Genomic DNA, 15,424 nt, shown 5'->3' on the forward strand with positions numbered 1-15,424 from the left:
GCGGCACCCTCGCGGTGCCGCCGCCGTTCGCGTTCTCATCCAGCTCTCACCGGAGCCTCAACACTTCATCACGCCCGCTGCCTAGCTTCACGCTCATGTTCTTCACGTATCTCAGGCGCGAGCTGCGCCGTCGCAGAAAGGCGGCGCTCGTCGTCGCTTCGGGGCTCGCCCTGGGTATCGCGCTGGTGATCATCGTCAGCTCGGTCTCCTCCGGTATGAGCCAGGCACAGGACAAGGTCCTGCAGTCGCTGTACGGCCTGGGCACCGACATGACCGTCACCAAGGCCGCGCCCCCGCCCGGCGAGGAGGGTCAGAACAGGCCGCGCTTCGAGTTCGACGCCCAGGGCGACGGCGAGCAGAGCAGTGACCGGGTGGTGGTCCAGGGCTTCCAGACGCTGGCCGCCTCGACCGTGACCGAGGTCGATGGCCAGGACGGGGTCGCCGACGCCGTCGGCGGGCTGAGCCTGACCGTGCTCAAGGTCAACGGAGAGTTCAAGCCCGGCGAGTTCACCCCGGGGCAGGGCGGCGGTGGCGGTGGCGGCGGTGGTGGCGGCGGGAGCGGCGAGGTCCGGGGCGGCGGCGCCGCGTTCGACGTCAACACCTACTCGGTGTACGGCACCGATGTCTCCGTGCCCGCCCTCGGCCCGCTCACCTCTTCCAAGATCACCTCGGGCCGTACCTTCACGAGCGGTGAGACCGACGCGGCCGTCGCGATCGTCGACAGCGCGTACGCCAAGGAGAAGAGCCTCGCGGTCGACAAGACCGTGACCATCTCCGGCACCAAGTTCACCATCGTCGGGGTCGCGACCGCCGACAGCGGCGACGCCGCCGCCAATCTCTACATTCCGCTGAAGAAGGCCCAGACCCTGGCCGACTCCAAGGACAAGGTCACCACGGTCTATGTGAAGGCCGCCGACTCGCAGCAGATCGAGGGCGTCAAGTCCGCCATCCAGAAGAACGTGCCGGACACGACCGTCACCACCTCGGCCGATCTCGCGGACACCGTCTCCGGTTCCCTGTCCACGGCCTCCGATCTCGCCACGACCGTCGGCAAGTGGCTCTCCATCGCCGTACTGATCGCCGCTTTCCTGGTGGCCGGTCTGCTCACCTCCTCGGCGGTCAGCCGCCGGGTACGGGAGTTCGGCACGCTCAAGGCGCTCGGCTGGAAGAGCGGCCGGGTGACCCGTCAGGTGGTGGGCGAGGCACTGGTCAACGGCCTGCTCGGCGGTGTGCTCGGTATCGCGCTGGGGCTCGGCGGCGCCTATCTCGTCACGGCCGTCAGCCCGACCCTGACGGCGCAGCTCGGCTCCACGGGCGGTGGCGGTGGCGGCTTCGGCGGTGGCGGCGGGGGCTTCGGAGGCGGCGGAGCCGCGCGGCAGACCGCGGCCAAGGCGCTCGACATCACCCTGACCGCGCCCGTCTCGCTCGCCACCCTCGGTATCGCCGTCGGACTCGCCGTCGCGGGCGGTCTGATCGCGGGCGGCTTCGGCGGCTGGCGCGCGTCCCGGCTGCGCCCGGCGGACGCGCTGCGGCGGCTGGAGTGACGGGCCGCACCGGACAGGGCCCGGCGGCCTCCTCCGGCCACTGTCCCCCGCACCGCCGGAACCCTCCTCACCGCCTCACCCTCCCGCACCACCCCGTCCCACACCCTCGAACGGCAGTCCGTAAGGCAGTCCGTACAGCGGTCCGTACAGCAGGAGTTGAACCGTGTACCAGCTCAGCGGTGTCACCAAGCGCTATCAGCGCGGCAAGAAGACCGTCGACGCGCTCGCGGGCGTCGATCTGACCATCGAGGACGGCGGCCGGCTCGTCATCCAGGGTCCCACCGGCGGTGGCAAGTCCACCCTTCTCCAGATGCTCGGCGGGCTCGACCGGCCGACCAAGGGCACCGTCGAGTTCGACGGGGTGGATCTGGCGAGCCTGCCCGAGGCCCGGCTGACGAAGGTGCGCGCCGAGAACATCGGTTTCGTCTTCCAGAGCTTCAACCTCATCCCCACCCTGACCGCGCAGGAGAACGTCGAGACCGCGCTCGTGCCCCTCGGCGTCAAGGGCGCCGCCCGGCGGCAGCAGGCCGCGGAGGCCCTGGACTCCGTCGGCCTCGGTGAGCGGCTCGGCCATGTGCCCGGCGAACTCTCCGGCGGCCAGCAGCAGCGTGTCGCGATCGCCCGCGCGCTCGTCAAGCGGCCGAAGGTGCTGCTCGCCGATGAACCCACGGGAAATCTCGACGAGTCGATGCGTGACGAGATCATGGAACTGCTGGAGGGCCTCTGGAAAGAGCACGGCCTGACGTTCATCATGGTCACTCACGACAGCTCGATCGCCCGCCGGGCCCCACGGCTCGCCACGATCCGCAAGGGCCGGGTCACGGTCACCGAGAACGCGGCGGCCTGAGCCACTGCGGCCGCACCGGCCGTAGCGTGCCGCCCGGACCGTGGAGCCGGGCGGACCAGGCAGCGGGGGCAGGTCCTGTCCGGCCGGACAGGGTCCGGCCGGACAGGGTCCGGCCGGACAGGACCTGCCGGACAGGGTCCGGCCGGGGGTGCTTGTGCTGTCGGGGCACGAGCACCCTGTCCCGCCCCGCCCGGACGTCCCGTCAACTCGGGGGCGTCGCCCTCCTCGTACGCGTAGGTTCGGTCCATGCTGATCACTCTGGGAAGCCCGCCGTCGGACGCCGAGACAGACGCCTATCACGCGGTGATCAGCGCCGCACATGTCCGCGATCTCCCCGCCTCGGTCCCCGAGCCCAGCAGGGGGGAGACCGCGGGCAGGCTGCGGGTGCCCCCGCTGCACGGCAGTAACGTTCATCTCGCGACGACGGGACCCGACGGCTCGTACGAGGGTGTCGCCTCGCTGCTGCTGTTCACCGACCGGGACAGCCGCCACACCGCCTTTCTCGACGCCCTGGTGGTACGGCCCGACGCCCGGCGGTCCGGGGTCGGCGCCGCGCTCTGGGCCGCCGTACGCGCCGAACTCCTCGCGCACGGCCGCACCTCGGTCTCGACCGTGCTCGAACTCGGCGGCGCGGGCGAGGCGTTCGTGGACAGCCTGGGCTTCACGAATGTGCTTCCGCTCGGCTGGTACGTACTCCGTGTCCAGCAGGCGGTGGACGAGATCCCGCCGCCCGCGCTGCCCGACGGCCTCCGTTTCACCGACTGGTCGGGCGCGGTCCCCGACGGACCGGCCGAGTCCTTCGCCCGTGCCCACGCGACGGTACGGGACGCGCCGGCAGCCGTGCCCGGAGGGCAGTTGGACGAGCGGAGACCGGGCTCGGACGTGGCACGGATACGGGCGGGCGCCCAGGTGATGGAGCGGCGCGGCGGGATCGTCCTCACCGCCGCGGTGCTCGACACGACGGACGGCGACGCCGTGGTGGCGTACACGGAGGTGGCGCTCCGCGATCCCGCCGACACCCGCGCGGTCCAGTACGACACGGTCGTCGTCCCGGCCCACCGGGGGCGCGGTCTCGGCCGGGCGGTCAAGCGCCATCTGCTGGGGCGGCTGCGCGAACTGCACCCCGCCGTACGGGAGATCACCACGACCGTCGCGGACGGCAACGCGTCGATGCTGGCCGTGAACGAGGCGCTGGGCTACCGCCGCGAGCGCCCCGCCGGCATCTTCCGTACCAAGCTCTGAGGGCCGTACCGGGCTCCGGGGGCGGGGCGGGCGTCCGGCGGGTCTCCGCCATGGCGACCGCCCGGATCCGTCCCGGACGGTACCGCCCTGATCGTGCCGGACGGTACCGCCCTGATCGTGCCCGACGGTCCCGCCCTCCTCAGGTGGTGATGGGCTTGGTCCGGGTGCAGTTCTTCCATTCGACCCAGGGCCGGGCGCCGCCGTTCTTCGGGCCGGTGGCGTAGGTGGGGTCACCGGTGATCGTCTGCTCCTTGTGCTCATGGGTGATGTCGATCCCGAAGAGCTTGAAGCCGAGGGAGAACTGTCCGACGGAGATGCCGAAGCCGATGCCGAGTGAGGCGTTCCACCAGTCGGTGTTGGCCTTGTAGTCGAGTTTGCTGAGTTTTCCCTTGTCGTGCAGGAGCCGTTCCAGCGGGCTCGCGTCGGGGCCCGGTACCTCGGCCGCGTCGGAGGGGGAGGGCAGCGGGTTCTTCGCGGGGTCGCCGTTGCCGCGGAGCCAGTCCTCGACGGCGGTGCTGTCGGCGTCGTCGTCGAGGATGAGTTCGGCCGTCTCGGTGTGTATCTCGGATTCGGTGGTTCCGCCGCCGCCGCCGACATCGATGGTCACGGGACCCGCGTTGGCGCCCGCCTCGCCCTTGAAGCCGTTGCCGTCACCGGCTTCCTGGCTGGTGGTGATCACCAGCTTCTCCGGGTGGTGCGGGGCGTCGTCCTCCTCTTCCTGGTCGTAGGCCGCCGCGTCGTAGGTGACCGCGACCTGCTGCATCCGCTCGCCGGTGGCCACGCCTCCGGCGCCCGCTATGCCCTTGACGGTGAAGGTGTAGATGAAGGTGATCTTCCCGGCGTTCTGGCCGGTGTTGTGGCGCATGACCACGACGTCCTCGGTCATCGTGCCGGAGAGCACCTCGCCGGAGATCTTGCCGAGGTCCTTGGGGCCGTCGCTCTTCCCGGCGTCCTTGCCGCTCTTGCCGTTGCTCTTGAACTTCCCGCCGAAGCTCACATTGCCGGAGGCCTCCGTGGAGGTCTTGGTGATGTCGACGTCCGGCGCCCGCTCCGGTTCGAGGTCGGGCTTCTTCTTGCCCGCGTGGTAGCCGCAGATCATGCCGAGTTCGGAGGAACGGGGGCCCGCCGGACGGCTGTTGCAGTCGTCCATGGCCTTCAGGTATTCGGCGAACTGCTTGGCGTCCGCGAGGTTGGCCTCCAGGTCCGCCTGGGGGTTGTCGCTCTTGTTCCCGTTGAAGAGCCACTGTCCGCCGCTGCCGCTGCCCGCCAGATAGGTGCCGCTCAGCTTGGCGCTGCCGCCCCAGTCCTTCAGACCGGGGATGCCCGCGGAGATGCTCGCCGTGACCCCGCCCCCGGTCTCGGTGATCCGCTCCAGGGTGACCGTGCCGTCCGACCACTGCTGGAGCTTGACCGTCTCGGAGCTGCTGATCTTGATGAAGAAGATCTGGATGACGACGGTGTCCTTGGTCTGGTCCTGGGAGAGCAGACACTTCGCGGGCTCGAACGGGTCGTCGCCCGGCACGAAGGTGTCTCCGCCCCCGCCCCCGCCGCCGTCTCCCCCGCCTTCGCCGTCGCCCTCGCCGTCCGCGTAGTCGCCGGAGGCGCAGGCGTCGGACCCGCTCAACGGGTGGAGTATCCGGCACACCGCGCTCTTCAGCCCGGTCGCCGTGTCGGCGGGCACGCTGACGCCGACGATCGCGGCCACGACCAGGGACACGACCCCGACCATCGCGGCGTACTCGGCCCCGCTCTGCCCGCTGTCACTCCACCCCCGGCCGTGCCGCTGTTCGTGCCGCTGTCCGTGCCCCTGCCCGTGCCCCTGCCCGTGCCTCTGCCGGAGCCGAAGCCCGTACCGACCGCGGAACCTGCCTGCGCCCTTCACCTGTTCTCCCAGCTCACGCCCTTGTTGCCCCCCGAGCGGCAGCAGCCTAAGGACGGTTCGGGGCCCACCCGCAGGGCCCACGGACCCACCGGAGGGCCCAGGCAGGGCCGAGCTGATAAGCGTTCATTCGTCGGTTGATCAATGACCCCCTCGGGGCCGCCTGCTGTCTTCCGCGTCGGCCCCGGGGCCGGTCTCCCGTACGACACGCCCCGAGCGCAACTCCACCCGCGCGCCGGTGAAACCGGCCCGGAAGCGGCGGTCGTGCGAGACCACCACCAACGCGCCCGCGTAGCTCCGCAGCGCCTCCTCCAGCTCCTCGACCAGGGTGAGCGCGAGATGGTTCGTCGGCTCGTCGAGGATCAGCAGTTCCACGGGACGGGTCACCAGCCGGGCCAGCTCCAGCCGGCGTCGCTGGCCGACCGAGAGCGAGGCGACGGGTACGGCCAGATCGTCCGCCCGGAACAGCCCGAGGCCCAGCAGCTCGTCCTCGTACTCCTCCGGCGGCCCCGGCCTGTCGGCCGCGAAGGCGCGCAGGAGCGGGAGCCGGGACGGTACGGCGGGCAGGTCCTGGGCCAGCCGGCCGATCCGGCGGGGGCGGGTCACCGAGCCGCTGTCCGGGCGCAGTTCACCCGCCAGCACCTGGAGCAGGGTGCTCTTGCCCGCGCCGTTGGGGCCCGTCACCAGCAGCCGTTCGCCCGCCCGTACCCGCAGAGCGGCCACCCGGAGCCGGTCTCCGACGACCACGTCGGCCAACTCGGCCACGACGCCCTGCCCGTTCCCCGTATCTCCGGTGTCTCCCGCGCTCGTCATGCCTCCCGCACCCGTCATGCCTCCCGCGTCCTCCGGGCCCGCCGCCGGGTCGGCCCCCGTCACCGGCGCCGCTCCCGGCGCCGCGAGCACCGCTCGTGGCGCCGCGCCTGAGTTCAGGGCGCCGGAGTTCAGTGCGGGTGCGAATCTGAGCGGTTCCGGGGGAGCGGGCACCGGCTCCCGGCGCAGCCGCCACAGGCGCTGCCGCGCCGCCCTGACCTGCCCCGACAGCTTCGCCTCATGGGCGCGGCGGTACTTGCCGAAGCCCTGGCGGGGGTCCTTGCCGGTGGCGGCGAGCCGTTGCCCGGACGCGGCGACCAGCTCCTCCGTACGGGCCACCTCGGCCAGCCACTCCAGATGGTCCTGCCGCCACCGCTGCCGGGCCGCCGCCTTCGCCGTCCGGTAGCCCTGCCAGCCGTCCCCGTACCGCGTCACCGCCCGGGTGTCCCGGTCGACCTCCAGGATCGTCGTCGCGATCCGCTCCAGGAACACCCGGTCGTGGGTGACGGCGAGCACCGTCCCCCGGTGTGCCCTGAGCTGCTCCTCCAGCCAGCCGGTGGCCCGGAGATCGAGATGGTTGGTGGGCTCGTCGAGCAGCAGCAGCTCGGGCGCCGACGCCAGCACGCACGCCAGCGCGAGCCGGGACCGCTCGCCGCCCGAGAGCGAGCCGAGCCGCCGCCCGCGCGTCACCCGGGCGAGCCCGAGACCGTGCAGCGCGGCGTCGACCCGGGCGTCGGCCTGATAGCCGCCGCGCTCCTCGTACGCCGTGAGCAGTTCGCCGTACGCGGCCAGCTCCTCGTCACCGGCCCCGCCGAGAGCCTTCTCGGCCTTGCGCAGCTGGCGCTCCAGCTCCCGCACCTCGGCGAGGGCGGAGTCGACGGCGTCCTGGACGGTGCACAGGGGATCGAGTCCGAGGGTCTGGGCGAGATGGCCGACACCGCCGGGGAAACGGACGGTGATCTCACCGGCGTCGGGGTGCTCGGCCCCGGCCAGCAGCCGCAGCAGTGTCGACTTGCCGGAGCCGTTCTCCCCGATGATTCCGGCCTTCTCGCCGGGACGTACGGTCAGCGACACCTGATCGAGAACCGACCGGTCGCCGTACGCCTTGGAAACGTCTTTCATCGCCAATTGGGCGTGCTCGCGCATGCTTCTTCCTGTGAGGACAGGCCTTGACACCCGCGCGCCGCGCATCGCGTATCGCGTGCCGCGTCGGGTCGGTCAGGGCTGGATTCCGGGGGACCTGGGGAGCAGGTCCGGAATCACAGGAAGTAGTAGTGGGCGAACATGGCGTCGAGTGTAGCCGGACCACCGGAGGGCGGCCCGGCTGATGCGATGCCATGCGATCCCATGCGATGCGGCGGGATGCGGTGCGGTACACCGCGCTCGGTGCGCTCGACGGCCCGTCAGCGCCGGGGACCCGCCAGCGCGTAGACGAGCCCGCCGCCGACCGCCAGCACGGCCGAGGTCCAGGTGGCGGCCGGGGTGCCGGACGGCTGGAGCATCCAGGTCGCCACCTGGGCGGGCACTCCGCCGGAGGCCGGTACCGGTACGACGAACGCGGTCAGGCACCAGCCGAACGGCACCGTCCAGGCATAGCGTCCGCCCCACACCACCGCCCCGATCGCGGCGGCGCCCGCCGGCCCGGCGCTGTTGCGTACGGCGTACCCGACCGGGACCGGCCCGCCGCCCGGCGCCGACAGCACCGACAAGGCCGACAGGACCAGCAGTACGGCCACGGCGAGCGCGGCGATGAGCAGCACGTGCGCCGCGCGCCGGGGTGCCCAGCGGATCGCCGCCGTACGGTCCAGCGCGAGGTCCTGCCCGCTCAGCCCGGTCGAGGCCACCGCCACCACGGAGGTCAGCAGCAGGGCCACCATCCTCGGATCACCGGATGTCCCGCTCCGGGGGAGCGACCATACGAAGACGGCGCAGCCGAGCACGGCGGCGAGCGAGACGGGGACCTGCCGGGACCGGGCATACAGCACCGGCCACCGGGCGGCCGGCGCCAACGACCGGACTGCCGGGGCCAACCGGACGCCCAGCGCCGACGACCGGACGCCCAGCGCCAGCGAGCGGGCAGCCGACAACGACCGGGCAGCAGCCAGCGACCGGGCAGCCGACGCCAGCGACCGGGCGCCCGGCGTCCGCGAGCGGGCGCCCCGCGCCAACGGCCTTACGGGGGACGGGTGTTCCCGCGGCTCCGACCCTTTCCCGTCCCCCGGCGTCACGTTCCTCACCTCGGGCCGTCCTCCCCCAGCACCGTCAGCAGATCGCCCTCGCAGCTCAGCGCGGCCGTCCGCAGCGCCGCGACCCGCTCCCGCTGCTCGTCCGAGGGCAGCGCGCGCAGCGCGTCCCAGGCGGGCCCGGCGAGCTTGCCCGCCTCGGCCCCCAGCGGGCCCGTGCCCCGCAGGGGCTTGAGCTCCCCGGTGAACCAGGCGGCGGCCACCGTGCGCGCGGCCACTTCGCGTACGGCCCTGGTCTCGTCGTAGCGCCGTTCCTCCTCCTCGGTCGGATACGTCCTGAGCGGTACGACACAGGGCGCGGTACCGGCCCCGGCGAGCAGACCGCGCAGGACCTCGTCCTTCGGGGCGCCGCTGAGCGCCCGCGCCTCGAAGTCGACGGGGACGAAACCGGCGGGCTGCGGCGGCGCCTGCGGCTGCCACACGCCGGGCGGCCACGCGGGGACCGTCTCGCGCACCGTGGACGGCGGGTCCGGCAGGGCCGCCAGCAGCCGCAGCGCCTTCTCGCCGGGGCCCTCGGGACCGGCGAGCGCGGCCAGTTCCCGTTCGTGCAGCCGCGTGACACAGACGGGGCCCTCGCACACCAGCGCCGTCGCCGCCTTGTCGATGACGTAGTCGCGGTCGTGGGACGCGGGCAGGAGCGGCACCGCGACCGCCGCGCCCAGCACCATGGGCAGGAGCGCCAGCAGCCGGGCACGCCGCTTCCCCGCCACCAGCAGCAGGAAACCCGTGGCGGCGAGACCGAGCAGCCACACCGCCTGCCCGGCGTTGACACGCCAGGCGACGGTCAGGAACACGCTGTGCACCTCCGCCAGCGACGGCGACAGGAGAACGATCCGGTTGGGGAACATGTCCTTGGTGACCGCGTCGTGGACGAGGATCACGGCCATCAGCGTCGCCATCGTGAGCGCGGGCGGGGTGAGTGCGGACGGCAGGGTCCTGGCGATCCCCATCCCCAGCCAGGCGGCGGCGACCAGCGCCAGCGCCCCGACCAGCAGGATGGGCAGCCAGCGCGGATGCGCGTACCCCTCGTTGCCGATCACCTGGACCGCTCCGTAGAGGAAGACCAGCACATAGGCGGTGGCGAGGGCCAGCCCGAGCGCGCCCGCCGTCCTGGCCGCGCGCTGCCACGGCGGGCGCGGTGTGGTGCCGATGAGTTCCGTCATACCGGAACGGTGGTCCCGCAGCCCCTGCACGGCCCCGGCGGCCACGGACAGCGGCCACAGGAACACCATCAGATACCGCTCCCACCAGGCGGTGGACGTCCACTGCGCGGTCCAGGACTCGGCACCCTCCCCCCACGGTCCGTCGCTGAAGAGCTGGAGCAGGGCGAGCGAGCCGAACAGGAGGAGCGCGCTCAGCCACAGGCCGCTGGAGCGACGGAGTTCGATCCGCAGGATCCGCCCTCCGCGCGGAGCCTTGGGGTCCTCGGTGCGCGGCGTCCGGGTCGGGTTGTCCGCGTACGACGGCTGTGTCTGTGGTCCTGCCGGGTTCACCAGGTACCCCTTCCGGGCTCGGAGCGCATGAGCAGCGCCGCGTAACCGCGTTCGATCGGGCTGTCGCCCGGGTCGTCCGGCCCGCCCGCGTCGGCGAGCTGGTCCGGTGTGCCGCTGAACACGGTGCGGCCGTCGGCCATGAGCAGTACGTCCGTACAGGCCGCCGCGACGTCCTCGACGAGATGCGTGGAGACGACGACACAGCTGTCCGTGCCGAGCTGGTGGAGCAGTTCGCGGAAGCGCAGGCGCTGGGCGGGGTCGAGTCCGGCCGTCGGCTCGTCGAGCAGCAGGATCCTCGGGTCGTTGACGATCGCCTGCGCGATACCGGCGCGCCGCACCATGCCGCCGGACAGCGTCTTCAGCCGGTGGTCGGCGCGGTCCGCGAGCCCGACGCGCTCGACGGCGCGCTGTACGGCGCCGGGGATCTCCGCCGCCGGGACCTCCTTGAGCCATGCCATGTACTCGATGAACTCGCGGACGGTGAAGCGCCGGTAGTAGCCGAACTCCTGCGGCAGATAACCGATCCGCCGGCGCAGTTCGCGGCGGCGGTTCTGCGCTCCGGCGGGAGCGCCGAGCAGTTCGAGGGAGCCGTCGGCCGGCCGCAGGACCGTGGCGAGGGCGCGGATGAGAGTGGTCTTCCCGGCGCCGTTGGGCCCGAGCAGCCCGTGCACCCCGGTGCCGAGGGCCAGGTCCAGACCGTCGACGGCCAGCTTGCGGCCCCCGGCCCGTACCTTGAGCCCTTCGGCGTGGATCTCCCAGGCGTATGCGGTGGGCGCCACTTCGGCAGCGGTCACGCCGCGTGTCATGTGGTCACTTCCTCGGTCATGGGTGAGGAACCTTTCGCTGGTTGGCGGTTGGCGGTTGGTATTGGTGGCGCGGGATGGCGCGGAGAGGGGCGGGTGGGCGCAAGGTGCCGACGGGCGACGGGCGACGGGCGACGGGCGACGGGCGTGTCAGCGGCGCGCTCCGAGCAGGGAGTACGCGCCCCTGCGGACGATCACGACCGCCAGGCCGAGCGCGAAGACGGCGGCCCACACGGGGAGGGCGTCCGTCTGGAGGGTGACGGGCGTACGGTCCGCGAAGGGCACACGGCTCACGGCCACGGTCGGCGCCACGATCACGGCCACCCACGCCAGCACCAGTCCGGCCGCCGCCCGGGTCACCCCGACCAGCCCGCCGAGCGCGAGTGTGCCGGTGGTGAAGGCCAGGCAGGGCAGCAGCCACTGCGCGATGCCGGTACCGGTGATCCAGCCGGCGAGCGTCAGCAGCGAGATCACCACGACCAGTACGGACGTGGTGCGCCGGAGCACCAGGGGGAGTCCGGCGCGCGGTGTCCCCGCGGTGAGTTCGTACGCAGGGTCGAGACCGCGCGCCCAGGAGGCGGCGACGCCCAGTACGGGCAGTACGGGGGCGAGCAGGAGGACGAAGTCGAATCCCGGACCGTTCGTCTGGTCGAACAGGATGGCGAGCAGGGTGATGAGGACGGTCGTGCACACCCACGGCACCATCACCGGAGAGGCCCAGGCCAGCAGAGGCAGGGCCCAGCGGCGGCGCCTGGGCATGGGAGCGGTCGTGGGCAGCAGCGGCGCCAGCTCGGACCAGACGCCGTCGACGAGCGCGCTCACCGCGGGCGCGGCGCTCTCCACGGCGGCGGCGAGCCGGGCTCGGCAGAGCGCGCAGGATTCGAGGTGGGCCTCCAGCGCCCAGATCTCGTCGCCGGGGATGGCGGTGTCGCCGCGTGCGTAGCGGGTGATGAGCGGCTCGGAGGCGTGGTGCGCGTCGGGCGCCTTGTGGCGCCGACTGGCCCAGCCCCTGCCCGAGCCCCAGCCCCTGCCCGAGCCCGCGTCCGTACGCTTGTTGGTGCTCATGAAAGTGCCTCCCGCATGGCTCGCCGTGCCCGACGGGCGCGGGTTTTGACGGTTCCTTCCGGCAGACCGAGCAGAACGGCGGTCTCCCGTACGGTGAGCCCGTCGAGCACCATGGCCCGCAGTACGTCGCTCAGTTCGGGCGCGAGCCGCCGCAGGGCGTCACCGACCTCACCGTCGACGGCCGCCGCGAGCACCTCGTCCTCGGCGGCGGGCGCGACGGTACGAGCGGTCCCGGCGGCCATCGCGTCGGGAAGGCGTGCGTGGTGCGCGCGGCGGCGGAACGCGTCGACCAGACGCCGCGCGGCGATCGTCCACAGCCAGCCGACGGCCGTGCCGCCGACCGCCGCACCGGCGAACGCGTCGGCGGCACGCCATACCGCCAGATACGTCTCCTGCATGACTTCGGCGACGATCTGCTCGTCCGCACACCGCTGCCGCAGCCGCACGGTCAGCCAGGGGGCGGTGCGCCGGTACAACTCCTCGAACGCGGCGCGGTCGCCCTTGGCGACGAGCCGGACGAGTCCTTCCTCGTCCAGCTCAGCGAGTGTCCTCCTGCGTGATCCCACACCGGCAAGACGTTCGGCGGCGCCGCCAGGTTTTCGTTCGGGTGTGCTCTGCGTCACATGGTGCGGGGGCTCGGGCTCGGGTGCGCCTTCCCCGGCACCCGCCATCGTGTGCTTTCTGTGATGAATTGATTACGGAGTGGCAGCGTGGCGCGTACGCTGCGAAAGGGGGTCATGGCTCGACAAGGCGCGTGACAGGAAAGGGGCGTTGGAATGACGCAGGAGGAGAAGCGCGGAGAGAAGCGTGACGCGCGGGAGTATCTGCCGCCACGCAAGCACTTCGGACAGGAACTGCGCATCGCGCGCGAGGCCGCGGGGCTGACACAGCAACAGCTAAGCGAGGGTGTGGTCTGCCACTACACCCTCCTCGCCCACTTCGAGGCGGGCCGCCGTATGCCGCGCCCTGACGACGCACAGCGCATCGACCAGGTGCTGGGCACAGGAGGGCGCTTCTACCGCATGCTGCGGACGCTGGAGGAGGCGAAGTACGCGGCGTACTTCAGGGAGGCGGCGGAGGCGGAGCGGCTGGCGACGGCCATCCATGAGTATGCGGTCTCGCTGGTTCCGGGGATCTTGCAGACGACGGAGTACGCGCGAGCGGTGTACCGATCACGGGAGCCCAACCCCAATCCGAAGAGGATGGACGAGTTGGTCGCCGTCCGAACTTCGCGCCGACAGTTGCTGGACAACCCGGAGACTCCCGTGACCTGGGTCATCCTCAGTGAGACAGTCCTGCGGACCGTCGTCGGTGGTCCGGCTGTAATGGCTGAACAACTGCGCGATCTCGCAAGGCTGATGCGAGCCGACAGGATTTTCTTGCAGGTCGTCCCGTTCTCCGCCGGAGCTCACGCGACCATGAGCAGTATGGTCACTCTGATGAGCTTTGACGATGCCCCCGACATGGCCTACGTCGAGGGCGTGTTCACCGGGAACTTGTTCGACGATCCGCATCTCGTGCGACGGCTCCGTCAGGCATACGATTTGACCAGGGCCGCCGCGTTGCCGCCAGCGGCATCCCTCACCCTGATCGAATCGGTGGCTGAGGATTACGAAGATGACTGTTAGCCGCGTTCCCATGGCGTCCGCCCTTACTGGCTGGCGGAAGTCCAGCTACAGCGGTGGCGACAACGGCAGTTGCGTCGAGGTGACAGACGTCGTCCCCGCGTCCCTGCTTGCTGGTTGGCGCAAGTCCAGCTACAGCGGTGGCGACAACGGTGATTGCGTCGAGGTCATCGAAGCCGTTCTCGCCCCTCTCGGCTGGCGTAAGTCCAGCTACAGCAACCCGGACGGCGGCAGTTGCGTCGAGGTCGCGGACGGCGTCCCCGGCATCGTCCCCGTCCGGGACAGCAAGAACCCCGACGGCCCCGCCCTCGCCGTTCCCGCGCCCGCTTGGTCGTCCTTCATCGGCGCCCTCACCGAGGGAGCCCTGAGCGCCTGACCGTTCACGCGCCCGGCTCTCATGAGCTTCCTTGTCCCAAAGTTCAAGGGTGGCGGTACGCACGCCTCTTGAGTGAGCCGTGCCATGAGCGCGGTATCTCCGCCCGACGGCCCGGTGCGCTGCCCGGACGTGCGGGGTGCCCGGACACACGAAGAGTGTCAACCACGGGTTGACGACAGGCTGGCTGTCAACCTAGGGTTGCCTCATGGTGGAACCGACTCAGACAACCCATTCCGTTCGCCTCGACGACCTCATCGAGGCCATCAAGAAGGTGCACGGCAACGCCCTCGACCAGCTCCAGAGCGCTGTCGTCGCCGCCGACCATCTCGGCGAGGTGGCCGACCACCTCATCGGCCACTTCGTCGACCAGGCGCGCCGCTCCGGGGCCTCCTGGACCGAGATCGGCAAGTCCATGGGCGTCACACGGCAGGCGGCCCAGAAGCGGTTCGTGACGAAGGGCGAGCAGGAGCCCGACGCGAACCAGGACTTCGGCAGGTTCACGCCCCGGGCCAGGAACGTCGTCGTCGCGTCCCAGAACAAGGCCCGCGAAAGCGGTCACACCCAGATCGGCACAGGACATCTCCTGCTCGGCCTGCTCGACGACCCCGACGGGCTGGCCGCACGGGTGCTCGTCGCCCAGGGCATCCCGCTGAAGACGGTCGAGGAGGCCGTGACCGGGGCGCTGCCGGAGCCGTCCGGTGAGCCCGTGCCCGACCTCGTACCCTTCGACGCTCGGGCGAAGAAGGCCCTCGAACTCACCTTCCGTGAGGCGCTGCGGCTGGGCCACAACTACATCGGCACGGAGCACCTGCTGCTGGCGCTGCTGGAGCAGGAGGACGGCGCGGGGGTGCTCGGCGGGCTCGGTGTCGACAAGGCGGGCACGGAGGAGCGCGTGTCGGCCGCCCTGGGCGCGATCCAGGAGCAAGCCGGGAAGTAGCTCCGCAAGTGGCGGCGCCGCGTGCGTATCACGGCCTGCCGATGACTCGGTACGTCCGCTCACACACCACACGTCGTGCGGGACGATCCGGCGCGACCGGCCTCGTTCCGGTCCGGGCCTCTCCGCACGTGCTGGGGGAGCCATCGGCGTTGCTGGTGACATCATGCGTGGGGGAGAGCACAGGGCGCCCTCAGGTCGATGTCCACCGGCAGGAGTGCGAATGATCCGGGATCTCTACAACGTACGCGAAGTGCCTTCTCCGGGCGGCACGGCGGGCGGCCCCACTCCGCTGACGCCGGAGGAGGAACGGCGGGCCCGCGCCGTGTTCTTCACCGAGATCGGCAACCGGATCGCCGACCACGGCTGGGCCCGCTTCCCCGCGTACAGCCCGGAGGAACGGACGCGCCTGTATGACGTCGGACGCGCCCTGAGCGAGTGGTGGGGCCGGCCCGTCAGGGTCGAGCCGGAGGACGAGTGCTCGATGCGCTTCTCGCTGGACGGGTACGAACCGACACCCGGCCGAAGCTGATCACCGCCCGCCCGGTTGCCCGCCATCGGCG

General features: G+C 71.7%; 14 protein-coding genes. 7 read left to right on the forward strand and 7 right to left on the reverse strand.

Features of this window, described 5'->3' with window-relative positions:
• The first annotated feature begins 95 nt into the window (after nucleotides 1-95).
• The 3 genes from ACWGDX_RS09960 (at nucleotide 96) to ACWGDX_RS09970 (ending at nucleotide 3,633) form a co-directional block, all read left to right on the forward strand.
• The gene (locus ACWGDX_RS09960; RefSeq protein ID WP_453623989.1) at nucleotides 96-1,544 is read left to right on the forward strand and encodes an ABC transporter permease; all 1,449 of its coding nucleotides are present in this window, start codon (nucleotides 96-98) and stop codon (nucleotides 1,542-1,544) included.
• Between the two features lie 163 nt (nucleotides 1,545-1,707).
• Nucleotides 1,708-2,391 (forward strand): ABC transporter ATP-binding protein, encoded by a 684-nt coding sequence (locus ACWGDX_RS09965; protein ID WP_365906562.1) that lies wholly within the window; start codon nucleotides 1,708-1,710, stop codon nucleotides 2,389-2,391.
• 246 nt (nucleotides 2,392-2,637) lie between these two features.
• Entirely contained in the window at nucleotides 2,638-3,633 is a 996-nt protein-coding gene (locus ACWGDX_RS09970; protein WP_453623991.1) for an N-acetyltransferase family protein, read from the forward strand.
• 139 nt (nucleotides 3,634-3,772) lie between these two features.
• Here ACWGDX_RS09970 and ACWGDX_RS09975 read toward each other — a convergent pair whose 3' ends face one another.
• The 7 genes from ACWGDX_RS09975 to ACWGDX_RS10005 form a co-directional block, all read right to left on the reverse strand.
• Nucleotides 3,773-5,350 carry a hypothetical protein gene (locus ACWGDX_RS09975; RefSeq protein WP_453623993.1) on the reverse strand — a complete coding sequence of 526 codons (1,578 nt, stop codon included), beginning with the start codon at nucleotides 5,348-5,350 and terminating at the stop codon, nucleotides 3,773-3,775.
• 303 nt (nucleotides 5,351-5,653) lie between these two features.
• Nucleotides 5,654-7,468, reverse strand: coding sequence for an ABC-F family ATP-binding cassette domain-containing protein (locus ACWGDX_RS09980; protein WP_453623994.1), 1,815 nt, complete (start codon nucleotides 7,466-7,468; stop codon nucleotides 5,654-5,656).
• 257 nt (nucleotides 7,469-7,725) lie between these two features.
• Nucleotides 7,726-8,307: a hypothetical protein gene (locus tag ACWGDX_RS09985; RefSeq protein WP_453623996.1), complete on the reverse strand. Its 582-nt coding sequence runs from the start codon at nucleotides 8,305-8,307 to the stop codon at nucleotides 7,726-7,728.
• A gap of 248 nt (nucleotides 8,308-8,555) precedes the next feature.
• The gene (locus ACWGDX_RS09990; RefSeq protein ID WP_453623998.1) at nucleotides 8,556-10,058 is read right to left on the reverse strand and encodes a hypothetical protein; all 1,503 of its coding nucleotides are present in this window, start codon (nucleotides 10,056-10,058) and stop codon (nucleotides 8,556-8,558) included.
• On the reverse strand, nucleotides 10,055-10,864 hold the full coding sequence (locus ACWGDX_RS09995; RefSeq protein ID WP_453623999.1) for an ABC transporter ATP-binding protein: 810 nt from the start codon (nucleotides 10,862-10,864) through the stop codon (nucleotides 10,055-10,057). Before ACWGDX_RS09995 ends, ACWGDX_RS09990 begins: the two co-directional genes overlap by 4 nt.
• A 147-nt stretch (nucleotides 10,865-11,011) precedes the next feature.
• Complete coding sequence (locus ACWGDX_RS10000) at nucleotides 11,012-11,926, reverse strand: zf-HC2 domain-containing protein (protein ID WP_453624001.1); 915 nt, start codon at nucleotides 11,924-11,926, stop codon at nucleotides 11,012-11,014.
• On the reverse strand, nucleotides 11,923-12,492 hold the full coding sequence (locus ACWGDX_RS10005; RefSeq protein ID WP_453624003.1) for an RNA polymerase sigma factor: 570 nt from the start codon (nucleotides 12,490-12,492) through the stop codon (nucleotides 11,923-11,925). The genes ACWGDX_RS10000 and ACWGDX_RS10005 overlap by 4 nt, the downstream gene beginning before the upstream one ends.
• Nucleotides 12,493-12,702: 210 nt before the next feature.
• Here ACWGDX_RS10005 and ACWGDX_RS10010 point away from each other — a divergent pair, with 210 nt between their 5' ends.
• From ACWGDX_RS10010 to ACWGDX_RS10025, 4 genes are all read left to right on the forward strand, one after another.
• Complete coding sequence (locus ACWGDX_RS10010; protein WP_453624005.1) at nucleotides 12,703-13,554, forward strand: helix-turn-helix domain-containing protein; 852 nt, start codon at nucleotides 12,703-12,705, stop codon at nucleotides 13,552-13,554.
• On the forward strand, nucleotides 13,544-13,927 hold the full coding sequence (locus ACWGDX_RS10015) for a DUF397 domain-containing protein (protein ID WP_453624007.1): 384 nt from the start codon (nucleotides 13,544-13,546) through the stop codon (nucleotides 13,925-13,927). The genes ACWGDX_RS10010 and ACWGDX_RS10015 overlap by 11 nt, the downstream gene beginning before the upstream one ends.
• Before the next feature lie 205 nt (nucleotides 13,928-14,132).
• The gene (locus tag ACWGDX_RS10020; protein ID WP_453624009.1) at nucleotides 14,133-14,864 is read left to right on the forward strand and encodes a Clp protease N-terminal domain-containing protein; all 732 of its coding nucleotides are present in this window, start codon (nucleotides 14,133-14,135) and stop codon (nucleotides 14,862-14,864) included.
• 220 nt (nucleotides 14,865-15,084) lie between these two features.
• Entirely contained in the window at nucleotides 15,085-15,393 is a 309-nt protein-coding gene (locus ACWGDX_RS10025) for a hypothetical protein (protein WP_453624011.1), read from the forward strand.
• Nucleotides 15,394-15,424: the final 31 nt, after the last annotated feature.

It is taken from the genome of Streptomyces sp. NPDC055025, from assembly GCF_053608565.1.